This window comes from Streptomyces sp. NPDC093801 (assembly GCF_040701585.1).
Classification (GTDB): domain Bacteria; phylum Actinomycetota; class Actinomycetes; order Streptomycetales; family Streptomycetaceae; genus Streptomyces.
The window spans coordinates 78,311-90,911 of the sequence record NZ_JBFBDP010000034.1; the positions used below are offsets into that span (position 1 = coordinate 78,311).

Annotated in this window: 11 protein-coding genes; 9 read left to right on the plus strand and 2 right to left on the minus strand. The window is 71.0% G+C overall.

Annotation, left to right across the window (positions count from 1 at the left end):
- Positions 1 to 209 precede the first annotated feature (209 nt).
- The 6 genes from eccD to AB0469_RS32470 all read left to right on the plus strand — a co-directional run bounded on the left by eccD (position 210) and on the right by AB0469_RS32470 (position 7,305).
- Positions 210 to 1,688, plus strand: coding sequence for a type VII secretion integral membrane protein EccD (gene eccD / locus AB0469_RS32445; RefSeq protein WP_366455056.1), 1,479 nt, complete (start codon positions 210 to 212; stop codon positions 1,686 to 1,688).
- Between the two features lie 171 nt (positions 1,689 to 1,859).
- Entirely contained in the window at positions 1,860 to 2,147 is a 288-nt protein-coding gene (rpsO, locus tag AB0469_RS32450; protein ID WP_007266917.1) for a 30S ribosomal protein S15, read from the plus strand.
- A 318-nt stretch (positions 2,148 to 2,465) separates the two neighbouring features.
- A complete protein-coding gene (locus AB0469_RS32455; RefSeq protein WP_042814178.1) occupies positions 2,466 to 4,685 on the plus strand; it encodes a polyribonucleotide nucleotidyltransferase in 2,220 nt (739 codons plus the stop codon).
- On the plus strand, positions 4,682 to 6,061 hold the full coding sequence (locus AB0469_RS32460; protein ID WP_366455057.1) for a pitrilysin family protein: 1,380 nt from the start codon (positions 4,682 to 4,684) through the stop codon (positions 6,059 to 6,061). Before AB0469_RS32455 ends, AB0469_RS32460 begins: the two co-directional genes overlap by 4 nt.
- Positions 6,062 to 6,087: 26 nt before the next feature.
- On the plus strand, positions 6,088 to 6,840 hold the full coding sequence (gene dapB / locus AB0469_RS32465) for a 4-hydroxy-tetrahydrodipicolinate reductase (protein ID WP_366455058.1): 753 nt from the start codon (positions 6,088 to 6,090) through the stop codon (positions 6,838 to 6,840).
- A gap of 15 nt (positions 6,841 to 6,855) precedes the next feature.
- Positions 6,856 to 7,305: a hypothetical protein gene (locus AB0469_RS32470; protein ID WP_042814173.1), complete on the plus strand. Its 450-nt coding sequence runs from the start codon at positions 6,856 to 6,858 to the stop codon at positions 7,303 to 7,305.
- Between the two features lie 84 nt (positions 7,306 to 7,389).
- Here the strand turns inward: AB0469_RS32470 and AB0469_RS32475 are convergent, their stop codons facing one another.
- Complete coding sequence (locus tag AB0469_RS32475) at positions 7,390 to 7,944, minus strand: PH domain-containing protein (protein ID WP_366455059.1); 555 nt, start codon at positions 7,942 to 7,944, stop codon at positions 7,390 to 7,392.
- A gap of 47 nt (positions 7,945 to 7,991) precedes the next feature.
- Positions 7,992 to 8,234: a hypothetical protein gene (locus tag AB0469_RS32480; RefSeq protein ID WP_042814171.1), complete on the minus strand. Its 243-nt coding sequence runs from the start codon at positions 8,232 to 8,234 to the stop codon at positions 7,992 to 7,994.
- A 228-nt stretch (positions 8,235 to 8,462) separates the two neighbouring features.
- Here AB0469_RS32480 and thyX point away from each other — a divergent pair, with 228 nt between their 5' ends.
- From thyX to AB0469_RS32495, 3 genes are all read left to right on the plus strand, one after another.
- Positions 8,463 to 9,203 carry an FAD-dependent thymidylate synthase gene (gene thyX / locus AB0469_RS32485; RefSeq protein WP_366455060.1) on the plus strand — a complete coding sequence of 247 codons (741 nt, stop codon included), beginning with the start codon at positions 8,463 to 8,465 and terminating at the stop codon, positions 9,201 to 9,203.
- 246 nt (positions 9,204 to 9,449) lie between these two features.
- Entirely contained in the window at positions 9,450 to 10,349 is a 900-nt protein-coding gene (dapA, locus tag AB0469_RS32490; RefSeq protein ID WP_366455061.1) for a 4-hydroxy-tetrahydrodipicolinate synthase, read from the plus strand.
- Between the two features lie 116 nt (positions 10,350 to 10,465).
- Positions 10,466 to 12,151: a ribonuclease J gene (locus AB0469_RS32495; RefSeq protein WP_042814165.1), complete on the plus strand. Its 1,686-nt coding sequence runs from the start codon at positions 10,466 to 10,468 to the stop codon at positions 12,149 to 12,151.
- The last annotated feature ends 450 nt before the right edge of the window (positions 12,152 to 12,601 follow it).

Genomic DNA, 12,601 nt, shown 5'->3' on the forward strand with positions numbered 1-12,601 from the left:
TCGCAGGCGGAAGGGCGCCGCGACCGCCGCCCCCGTCCCGTCCCCGGCCGGGACGACCCGCACCCCGGCCCCGGACGCGGCGGCGATCCTAGTGGCCGCCGCCGCCCCCCCGCCCGCCCCGCTACGGTGGCGCGCGCACCACGCGCACCCACCCGTGCGCTCCAGCGGACCGGCCGCCCCGGCGGGCGCCGAACAGAGGGGTCACCCAGGTGAACACGGCCGAGTCGACCGGATTCCGCAGGATCACCGTCGTGGCACCCGACGGCCGCGTCGACGTCGCCCTCCCGGAGGACGTCGAGGTCGCCGACCTCTGCCCCGAGCTCCTGCGCCTCACCGGCCTGACCCAGCCCGTCGGCGCCCCCGCCGGCTTCCACCTCGTACGCCGCACCGGCACCGTCCTCGACGGCGCCCGCACCCTCGCCGACCAGCGGGTCCTCGACGGCGAGGTGCTCGGCCTGCGCCCCTTCGCCGAGTCCCTCCCGCCCGCCGTCTTCGACGACGTCTGCGACGCCGTCGCCTCCGCCGTCACCCGCGACCGGCACCGCTGGAGCGAGGACATGCTCCGCGAGGCGGGCCTGGCCGGCGCCGCCGTGCTGCTCGTCCTGCTCGCCCTCGTCCTCTGGTACGCCGACCCCGTCCGCCACGACATGCACGGCCTGCCCGGGGCCATCGCCGCAGCCACGGGCGTCCTGCTCACCGCCGCCGCCGCGGTGCGCGCCCGCGTCTACCGCGACCGGGGCGCCGCCACCGCCCTCGGCCTGGCCGGACTGCCGCACCTGCTGATCGCCGGCTCAGGGATCGCGGCCGCCGGTCCCGGCCAGGGACCCGGCCGCCTCCAGTTCCTCCTCGGCTGCGCCTGCGTCCTCGTCGCCGCCGTCGCCCTGACCGCGCTCGCCCCGCACGGGGACGCCCCCTTCGTCGCGGCCGCCCTCCTCGCCGCCACCGGGACCCTCGCCGCCTTCGCCGCCCTCGCCACGGGGGCCTCCGCCACCGCCACCGCCGCCGTCTGCGCACCCGCCGCCATCGGGGCGGTAGCCTTCCTGCCCGGCCTCGCCGCCCGCACCGCCCGCCTGCCCATCGGCTACGCCGCCCCGCGGAGCGCCGCCCCCGGCCACGAGGACCCGGACCGCCACCCGTCCGACCCGTACGGCGACCACCCCGGCGACGGCCTCCCCGACCCGGGCGCCCCGCTCGACGCCGAGGACGTCGCCGCCCGGGCCCGCCGGGGCCACGAGACGCTCCTCGGCCTGGCCGGGGGCTGCGCGGCCGTCACCGTCGGCGCCGCCGCCGTCCTCGGCTTCTCCTCCGACCCCTGGGGCCGCCTGCTGGCCCTGGCCGCCGGCCTGGCCATGCTGCTGCGCGCCCGCCTGTTCCGCTCCACCGCGCAGGTGGCCTGCGCCCTCGCCGCCGGCCTCGCGGCCACCGGCCTGCTCGTCCTGGGCCTCGCCCTGCACGCCCCCGCCCCCGGCCCCGCCGGCCCGGGCCTGCGTACGGTCTGGCTCTCGGCCGCCGTCGCCGCCGGCGCGGCCCTCCTCGCCGGAATCTCGTTTGTCATCCCCCGTACCGGCCTGTCACCCTTCTGGGGAAGGCTGCTCGACCTCACCGAGGCCGCGGTCCTGCTCGCCCTGGTCCCGCTGGCCCTGGCCGTGCTCGACGTCTACGGCCGCGCCCGGTCTCTCACCAGCTGAGACGCCGAGTCCCGGCAGCCTGGTACGCTGTGTGACGGCCGTTTGTGTACGCGCCCCCGGAACCCTCTGGAGGCTGCGCTCAGCGGACCCCGCCTCCCGAGTCACGGAAGCTCCCCAGAGAATTCGACCTGGGGCACTCGGTGGCCACGAAGACCCATACGAGGAGTAAGCGTGCCGCTCGACGCCGCTACGAAGAAGCAGATCATCGCCGAATTCGGTGCCAAGGAGGGCGACACCGGCTCTCCCGAGGTCCAGGTCGCGATGCTGTCCCGCCGCATCTCGGACCTGACCGAGCACCTCAAGACCCACAAGCACGACCACCACTCCCGTCGTGGTCTGCTGATCCTGGTCGGCCAGCGCCGCCGCCTGCTGCAGTACCTGGCCAAGAAGGACATCCAGCGCTTCCGTACGCTGGTCGAGCGCCTCGGCATCCGCCGCGGTGCGGCCGGCGCCAAGTAAGCACACTGTGAAGGGAGCGGTTCCCACACCGATGGGGCCGCTCCCTTTGCCGTACGTGCGCGACCTGCCCGACGCTTTGTAGGCTGGGACACAGCGCACAACTGAAGAGGAGGAGCGCCCTCCCTACGCCGCCGGTCCTCGGTAGTGGCATCCGGAAAGCCCCCCACGGAGGGGCCGAGAACCGGGTGCTTCGATCGAAGACCGGCCCGCACGCCAGGAGCGCTTCTCCGCAACCGTCCTCCACCACACGGGTGGCCGGGCGGACGTCCTCCACCACACGGGTGGCGGACGGAGACGACGAAAATGGAGAAAACGCTAGTGGAGAACGAGACCCACTACGCCGAAGCCGTGATCGACAACGGTTCCTTCGGCACCCGCACCATCCGCTTCGAGACGGGCCGCCTCGCCCGCCAGGCCGCCGGCTCCGCCGTCGCCTACCTGGACGACGACACGATGGTGCTCTCCGCGACCACCGCGTCGAAGAAGCCCAAGGACCAGCTCGACTTCTTCCCCCTGACGGTCGACGTCGAGGAGCGGCAGTACGCCGCGGGCAAGATCCCCGGCTCCTTCTTCCGCCGCGAGGGCCGCCCCTCCGAGGACGCGATCCTCACCTGCCGCCTGATCGACCGCCCGCTGCGCCCCTCCTTCAAGAAGGGCCTGCGCAACGAGATCCAGGTCGTCGCCACCGTCATGGCGCTCAACCCCGACCACCTGTACGACGTCATCGCGATCAACGCCGCGTCCGCGTCCACGCAGCTGGCCGGCCTGCCCTTCTCCGGCCCGATCGGCGGCGTCCGCGTCGCGCTGATCAAGGGCCAGTGGGTGGCCTTCCCGACGCACACCGAGCTCGAGGACGCCGTCTTCGACATGGTCGTCGCGGGCCGCGTCCTGGAGGACGGCGACGTCGCGATCATGATGGTCGAGGCCGAGGCCACCGAGCAGACCATCGCCCTGGTCAAGGGCGGCGCCGAGGCGCCGACCGAGGAGATCGTGGCCGCCGGCCTCGAGGCCTCGAAGCCCTTCATCAAGGTCCTGTGCAAGGCCCAGGCCGACCTGGCCGCCAAGGCCGCCAAGCCCGAGGGCGAGTTCCCGGTCTTCCTGGACTACCAGGACGACGTGTACGAGGCCCTCGCGGCCGCCGTCAAGGGCGAGCTCTCCCAGGCGCTGACCATCGCGGGCAAGCAGGACCGCGAGGCCGAGCTGGACCGCGTCAAGGACATCGCCGCCGAGAAGCTCCTCCCGGCCTTCGAGGGCCGCGAGAAGGAGATCTCCGCCGCCTACCGCAGCCTCACCAAGGCCCTGGTGCGCGAGCGCGTCATCAAGGACAAGGTCCGCATCGACGGCCGCGGCCTGACCGACATCCGCACGCTGGCCGCCGAGGTCGAGGCCATCCCGCGCGTGCACGGCTCGGCGCTGTTCGAGCGTGGCGAGACCCAGATCCTGGGCGTCACCACCCTCAACATGCTCCGCATGGAGCAGCAGCTGGACACCCTCTCCCCGGTGACCCGCAAGCGCTACATGCACAACTACAACTTCCCGCCGTACTCCGTCGGCGAGACCGGCCGCGTCGGCTCCCCGAAGCGCCGCGAGATCGGCCACGGCGCGCTCGCCGAGCGCGCGATCGTGCCGGTCCTGCCGACCCGCGAGGAGTTCCCCTACGCGATCCGCCAGGTGTCCGAGGCCCTCGGCTCCAACGGTTCGACGTCCATGGGCTCCGTCTGCGCCTCCACCATGTCGCTGCTGAACGCCGGTGTGCCGCTCAAGGCCCCCGTCGCCGGCATCGCCATGGGCCTGATCTCCCAGGAGATCGACGGCAAGACGCACTACGTCGCCCTCACCGACATCCTCGGTGCGGAGGACGCCTTCGGCGACATGGACTTCAAGGTCGCCGGCACCAAGGAGTTCGTCACCGCCCTCCAGCTCGACACCAAGCTGGACGGCATCCCGGCCTCCGTCCTGGCCGCGGCCCTCACCCAGGCCCGTGACGCCCGCCTCCACATCCTCGACGTGATGATGGAAGCGATCGACACGCCGGACGAGATGTCCCCGAACGCCCCGCGGATCATCACCGTCAAGATCCCGGTGGACAAGATCGGTGAGGTCATCGGCCCCAAGGGCAAGATGATCAACCAGATCCAGGAGGACACCGGCGCCGAGATCACGATCGAGGACGACGGCACCATCTACATCGGTGCCGCCGACGGCCCGGCCGCCGAGGCCGCCCGCTCCACGATCAACGCGATCGCCAACCCGACCATGCCGGAGGTCGGCGAGCGGTACCTGGGCACGGTCGTCAAGACCACCACCTTCGGTGCCTTCGTCTCCCTCATGCCCGGCAAGGACGGCCTGCTGCACATCTCGCAGATCCGCAAGCTCGCCGGTGGCAAGCGCGTGGAGAACGTCGAGGACGTGCTCGCGGTCGGCACCAAGGTGCAGGTCGAGATCGCCGAGATCGACCAGCGCGGCAAGCTCTCCCTGGTCCCCGTGATCGAGGGCGAGGACGCCGCCGAGGCTGACAAGGACGACTCCGACAAGTGACGTCGCGTAGTTCCCGTGTGACGGCCCGCCCCTCTTCGGAGGGGCGGGCCGTCGCCCGTACCCAAACCCTCCTCAAGGGCGAGAACGGCATCGGCACCGTCCGGCGCACCGTCCTCCCCGGCGGACTGCGCGTCGTCACCGAGACGCTGCCGTCCGTGCGCTCCGCCACCTTCGGCATCTGGGCGAACGTCGGCTCCCGCGACGAGACGCCCGCCCTGAACGGGGCCACCCACTACCTGGAGCACCTCCTCTTCAAGGGCACCGCCCAGCGCACCGCCCTCGACATCTCCTCCGCGATCGACGCGGTCGGCGGCGAGATGAACGCCTTCACGGCGAAGGAGTACACCTGCTACTACGCCCGGGTGCTCGACACCGACCTGCCGCTGGCCATCGACGTGGTCTGCGACATGCTCACCGGCTCGCTGATCCGCGAGGAGGACGTCGACGCCGAGCGCGGGGTCATCCTCGAAGAGATCGCGATGACCGAGGACGACCCGGGCGACATGGTCCACGACCTGTTCGCGCACACGATGTACGGGGACTCGCCGCTGGGCCGCCCCGTCCTCGGCACCGTCGAGACCATCAACGCCCTCGGCGCGGACCGCATCCGCCGCTTCTGGAAGAAGCACTACGACCCCACCCACCTGGTCGTGGCCGCCGCCGGCAACGTCGACCACGCCAAGGTCGTGCGCCAGGTCCGCGCGGCCTTCGAGCGGGCCGGCGCGCTCAAGCACACCGACGCCCTGCCCCTCGGCCCCCGCACCGGCACCCGGCGCATCCGCACCGCCGGCCGCGTCGACCTGGTCGGCCGCAAGACCGAGCAGGCCCACGTGGTCCTCGGCATGCCCGGCCTGGCCCGCACCGACGACCGCCGCTGGGCCCTCGGCGTCCTGAACACCGCCCTCGGCGGCGGCATGTCCTCCCGGCTCTTCCAGGAGGTCCGCGAGAAGCGCGGCCTGGCCTACAGCGTGTACTCGTACACCTCCGGCTTCGCCGACACCGGCCTCTTCGGCGTCTACGCCGGCTGCCGGCCCAGCCAGGTCCACGACGTGCTGAGGATCTGCCGCGACGAGCTCGACAAGGTCGCCTCCGAAGGACTCACCGACGAGGAGATCCGGCGCGCCGTCGGCCAGCTCTCCGGCTCCACCGTCCTCGGCCTGGAGGACACCGGCGCGATCATGAACCGCATCGGCAAGAGCGAGCTGTGCTGGGGCGACCAGATGTCGGTCGACGACATGCTCTCCCGCATCTCCGAGGTGACCCCGGACGACGTCCGCGAGGTCGCCCGGGATGTACTGGCCCAGCGGCCCTCGCTCGCCGTGGTCGGCCCGCTCAAGGAGAAGCAGGCGGCCCGCCTGGACGAAGCGGTCGCCTAGTTCCGTTCGGAGTGAAGGAAACAAGCATGAGCAAGCTGCGCGTGGCAGTCCTCGGCGCCCGGGGCCGCATCGGCTCCGAGGCCGTCAAGGCCGTCGAGGCCGCCGAGGACATGGAGCTGGTGGCGGCCCTCGGCCGCGGCGACAAGCTGGCGACGCTGGCCGAGGCCGGCGCCCAGGTCGCCGTCGAGCTGACCACCCCCGACTCGGTGATGGACAACCTCGACTTCCTCGTCGGCCACGGCATCCACGCCGTGGTCGGCACCACCGGCTGGAACGAGGACCGCATCGGCCGGCTGGAGACCTGGCTGGCCGGCTCCCCGGGGACCGGGGTGCTCATCGCCCCGAACTTCTCCATCGGCGCCGTCCTCACCATGAAGTTCGCCGCCCAGGCCGCCCGCTACTTCGAGTCCGTCGAGGTCGTGGAGCTGCACCACCCCAACAAGGTCGACGCCCCGTCCGGCACCGCGACCCGTACGGCCCAGCTCATCGCGGCCGCCCGCGCCGAGGCCGGCCTCGGCGCGCAGCCCGACGCCACCGCCACCGCCCTCGACGGCGCCCGCGGCGCGGACGTCGGCGGCGTCCCGGTGCACGCCATCCGCCTGCGCGGCCTGCTGGCCCACCAGGAGGTGCTGCTCGGCGGCGAGGGCGAGACCCTGACCATCCGTCACGACTCCCTGCACCACAGCAGCTTCATGCCGGGCATCCTGCTCGGCGTGCGCCGCGTGACGCAGACCCCGGGCCTCACCTTCGGCCTGGAAAACTTCCTCGACCTCGGCTGATGAGGCAGTAGCACCATGCGCGCGAAGATCACCTACTTCCTCACGGCCGCCGTCCTGGTCGTCTACTTCGTCCTGGTCGGCAGCCGGGGCCTGATGCTGATCCAGCAGGGCACCTGGATCACCGTCACCTTCGGTGCCGCCGTGCTGATCCTGCCGTTCATCGGCATCTGGTTCCTCTGGATGAACACCCGGTTCGTCACCCGGGCCAACCGGCTCGCCGCCGAACTGGAGGCGGAGGGCGGCCTGCCCGTCGACGAACTGGAGCGGGACCAGTACGGCCGGATCCTGCGGGACTCCGCCGACGAGGTCTTCGCGCGCCGCAAGGCCGAGACCGAGGACGCGCCGGGGGACTGGCGCACCTGGTTCCGCCTCGCCGTCGCCTACCACGACGCCCGCGACACCCCGCGGGCCCGCAAGGCCATGCAGCGGGCCATCGCCCTGCACCAGGCGCACGCCGGCGCGTAGCGGCCGTACGGCCGCGCACGGCGCGAACGGAAGGGCCCGTACGGGAAGATCCCCGTACGGGCCCTCGTCGTGCTCGGCGCGCCGTCAGGCGGGCACGGCCCGGTACTCCTCGGCCCACGCCTCCACCACGACGGCCGCCCGGTCGAAGGCCTCGGCGCGCGACAGGAAGTCGGCGCTGTGGTCGGTCAGCAGCACCGGGAGCTCCGCGCCCCCGCGCCCGGCCACCGTCAGCGCCTGCCCCTGCACGGTCCTCGGCAGCCCCAGCCAGCGCACGGGCTGCTGGACCTTCCTGATCCCCTCGATCTGGCTCCAGGGGATCGAACGGGTCGTGAAGAAGCCCACGTACCGCAGCCCGCCGGGGCTCACCCAGACGCCCGCGCGCAGGATCCGCAGCGCCGACCCGATCACGGTGAGCGAGGCCGCCCCCGCGGCGGCGGCGCCCGCCCAGGTGCCCGCGAAGGCGATGATCACGGTGGCCAGCAGCATGAAGGCCGAGAGCAGCAGCAGCAGCGCCGCACCGGCCACCCGCCAGGGGCCGGGCCGGTAGGGACGCCGCCAGCGCTCGGGATCCACATGGGGGAGGGCCTCGTCCTCGTGTGCGTCGAAGACGCCGTCGGCCGTCAGGAAGGGCAGGGGCACGGCTGGACCTCACTCACATGCACGTTCGTTGATCTGTGCCCGTGAGGCTACCGCCCCTCGGAGGCCTCCGACTGCTGCGCCTTGCCGGTGGCCTTGTAGGGCTGCAGGGCGGGCATGCCGAAGAGCAGGGAGCCGACGAGCCCCGCCACCACGGTCAGCCCGACCAGACTACGGGCGGTGATCTGGGTCATGCTCAGACTCTCGCGCGGCGGCGGAGTGACATTGCTTCGGAAACGGTCGGCCTCGGCGACGAAGGCGAACGGGACGGGTTCGCGCCGGCGGCGAAACATGGGGCAACACTCCTTGGGATCGGGGGCTCGTACTTCCGTTCCGTTAGACGAACGGACGGCGCGATCGGTGCCGGATTCCCGGACATTCGCCGAAACTCGTGGCGCCCCGTCAGCCGCCCGCGCGGTGCGGCCGCCCCCGCGGCGGGGCGGGCGGGCCGTGCGGTTCGCCGTGCCGTTCGCCGTAGAGTGGGCGCGGCCCCTGGAAAGACCCGTTCGGAAGGACCCCGTGTGAGCGAGACCGTCGCCCCCGACCTGAAACCCAGCTTCCGCAGTGATGTGACGGTGGAGCTGGTCAAGCACTCCGCCGCCGACAGCGACGTGCTGTGGGCCGCCCGTGTGTCGACGGCCGGCGAGCAGTCCCTCGACGAGCTCCAGAAGGACCCGGAGCGCTCCAAGGGCCTCATCAACTACCTGATGCGCGACCGCCACGGCAGCCCCTTCGAGCACAACTCGATGACCTTCTTCATCAGCGCCCCGATCTTCGTGTTCCGCGAGTTCATGCGGCACCGGGTGGGCTGGTCCTACAACGAGGAGTCCGGCCGCTACAGGGAGCTCCAGCCGGTCTTCTACGTCCCCGACGCCGAGCGCAAGCTCGTCCAGGAGGGCCGTCCGGGCAAGTACGTCTTCGTCGAGGGCACCGAGGCGCAGCAGGAGCTGACGGGCCGGGTCATGGAGGACAGCTACCGCCAGGCCTACGAGGCGTACCAGGAGATGCTCGCGGCCGGCGTGGCCCGCGAGGTCGCCCGGTCGGTCCTGCCGGTCGGCCTGTTCTCGTCGATGTACGCCACCTGCAACGCGCGCTCGCTCATGCACTTCCTCGGCCTGCGCACCCAGCACGAGCTGGCGAAGGTGCCGTCCTTCCCGCAGCGGGAGATCGAGATGGTCGGCGAGAAGATGGAGCAGCACTGGGCGAAGCTCATGCCGCTGACCTACGCGGCCTTCAACGGCAACGGTCGCGTTGCCCCGTAAGGACCGATGCACGCACGGCGTACGGATGTGCCCGACCAAGTCCCAAGTGTCCGTATTGCGGCGTTTCGGAAAGTTCATCTAGGCTGATCAAACGGACCCGGCACTGCTTGAACCCCCGAGCAGGCAGTGCCGGGATCCAACAGCCCGGCCACCCCCGGCCACCACCGGGGGCAGGCGCACGACCGATCCCCGGTTCACGTCCCCCGAGGGGACACCGCGAGCATGGCAGCGAGTAGCGTGTTACCCATGGCTCCGATCTCGACTCCGCAGACCCCCTTCGGGCGGGTCCTCACCGCCATGATCACGCCGTTTACGGCGGATGGCGCACTCGACCTCGACGGCGCGCAGCGTCTCGCCGTCCACCTGGTGGACGCAGGCAACGACGGCCTGATCGTCAACGGCACCACCGGTGAGTCCCCCACGACCACCGACGCGGAGAAAAACGACCTCGTACGAGCCGTACTCGAAGCGGTCGGCGACCGCGCCCACGTCGTGGCCGGGATCGGCACCAACGACACCCGCCACACCCTCGAGCTGGCCCGCCAGGCCGAGCGCACCGGCGCCCACGGCCTCCTCGCGGTCACGCCGTACTACAGCAAGCCGCCGCAGGAAGGCCTCTTCCAGCACTTCACGGCCGTCGCCGACGCCACCGGGCTGCCGGTCATGCTCTACGACATCCCCGGCCGCAGCGGCGTCCCGATCAACACCGAGACCCTGGTCCGGCTCGCCGAGCACCCCCGCATCGTCGCCAACAAGGACGCGAAGGGCGACCTCGGCCGCGCCAGCTGGGCCATCGCGCAGAGCGGCCTGGCCTGGTACTCCGGCGACGACATGCTGAACCTGCCGCTCCTGTCCGTCGGCGCCGTCGGCTTCGTCTCCGTCGTCGGCCACGTGGTCTCCCCGGAGCTCCGCGCGATGCTCGAAGCCCACCTGGGCGGCGACGTGCAGAAGGCGACCGAGATCCACCAGAAGCTGCTCCCCGTCTTCACGGGCATGTTCCGCACCCAGGGCGTCATGACCACCAAGGCCGCCCTGAACCTCCAGGGCCTGCCCGCGGGCCCGCTGCGGCTCCCGCTGGTCGGCCTCACCGACGAAGAGACCGCCCAGCTCAAGCTCGATCTCGCCGCCGGCGGGGTACAGCTCTGACAACGGACTTCACAACTGAACAAGCAGAACCGAAACAGACAAGAGCAAGTGCACGAATGACATGCGCGCCACGTGCCTGAAGGGGGCACGTGGCGCGCGTGGTGAAGGAGAACCTTTTGAGCCATCCGCACCCTGAACTCGGCCCGCCGCCGAAGCTCCCCAAGGGCGGCCTGCGGGTCACCCCGCTGGGCGGTCTCGGCGAGATCGGCCGCAACATGACCGTCTTCGAGTTCGACGGCCGCCTGCTGATCGTCGACTGCGGCGTCCTCTTCCCCGAGGAGGAGCAGCCGGGCATCGACCTGATCCTCCCGGACTTCACGTCCATCCGGGACCGGCTCGACGACGTCGAGGGCATCGTCCTCACGCACGGCCACGAGGACCACATCGGCGCCGTCCCGTACCTCCTCCGGGAGAAGCCGGACATCCCGCTGATCGGCTCCAAGCTGACGCTCGCCCTCATCGAGGCCAAGCTCCAGGAGCACCGCATCCGCCCCTACACCCTCGAGGTGAAGGAGGGCGAGCGCGAGAACCTCGGGCCCTTCGACTGCGAGTTCATCGCGGTCAACCACTCCATCCCGGACGCCCTGGCCGTCGCCATCCGCACGGACGCGGGTCTCGTCGTCGCCACCGGCGACTTCAAGATGGACCAGCTCCCGATGGACAACCGCCTCACGGACCTGCACGCCTTCGCGCGTCTGAGCGAGGAGGGCATCGACCTCCTCCTCTCGGACTCGACGAACGCCGAGGTCCCGGGCTTCGTCCCGCCGGAGCGCGACATCTCCAACGTCATCCGCGGGGTCTTCGCGGGTGCCCAGAAGCGGATCATCGTGGCGTCCTTCGCCAGCCACGTGCACCGCATCCAGCAGATCCTGGACGCCGCCCACGAGTACGGCCGCCGGGTCGCCTTCGTCGGCCGCTCCATGGTCCGCAACATGGGCATCGCCCGTGACCTGGGCTACCTGCGGGTCCCGGCCGGCCTCGTCGTCGACGTCAAGACCCTCGACGACCTGCCGGACGACGAGGTCGTGCTGGTCTGCACGGGTTCCCAGGGCGAGCCGATGGCGGCCCTGTCCCGCATGGCCAACCGCGACCACCAGATCCGGATCGTCCCCGGCGACACCGTGATCCTGGCGTCGTCCCTGATCCCGGGCAACGAGAACGCGGTCTACCGCGTGATCAACGGCCTGACCCGCTGGGGCGCGAACGTCGTCCACAAGGGCAACGCCAAGGTCCACGTCTCGGGCCACGCCTCGGCCGGCGAGCTGCTGTACTTCTACAACATCTGCAAGCCGAAGAACCTGATGCCGGTCCACGGCGAATGGCGCCACCTGCGCGCCAACGCCGAGCTCGGTGCCATGACGGGCGTTCCGAAGGACCGCATCGTCATCGCCGAGGACGGCGTGGTCGTCGACCTGATCGACGGCAAGGCCCGCATCGCCGGCAAGGTCCAGGCCGGCTACGTGTACGTGGACGGCCTCTCGGTCGGCGACGTCACCGAGGCCTCGCTCAAGGACCGCCGCATCCTGGGCGACGAGGGCATCGTCTCGGTCTTCGTCGTGGTGGACAGCACCACGGGCAAGGTCGTCAGCGGCCCGAACATCCAGGCCCGCGGTTCCGGCATCGAGGACTCCGCCTTCACGGCGATCGTCCCGAAGATCGAGGAGGCCATCGCCCGCGCCGCGGCCGACGGCGTCGCCGAGCCGCACCAGATCCAGCAGCTCATCCGCCGTACGGTGGGCAAGTGGGTCTCCGACGGCTACCGCCGCCGCCCGATGATCCTCCCGGTCGTCGTCGAGGTCTGATCCAGGCCTCCGCGGTAGCGACATCACCGGAGCGGGGCAACCGGATTTGCATCCGGGGGCCCCGCTCCAGTACGTTGACGACTCCACCCCGCACGGAACGGCGCACACACGTGTGCCCGTACCGGTGTGCCGGGGAGGGTGGGAATACGGACCAGGGAAACCTGATAAAGTCTGTCCCGCCCGAAAGGGAAAGGCCCTCCGAAGGCCATCGGAATTCGAATCCGCACCGGAGACGGTACGGAAAAGAATCTGATAGAGTCGGAACCGCCGGAAAGGGAAAGCGCGAAAGCGAAGGACCTGGAAAGCACCGAGGAAGTCGGACACGAAAGAGTCTGATAGAGTCGGAAACGCAGGAAAGAACGAAAGCCCGGAGGAAAGCCCGAGAGGGTGAGTACAAAGGAAGCGTCCGTTCCTTGAGAACTCAACAGCGTGCCAAAAATCAACGCCAGA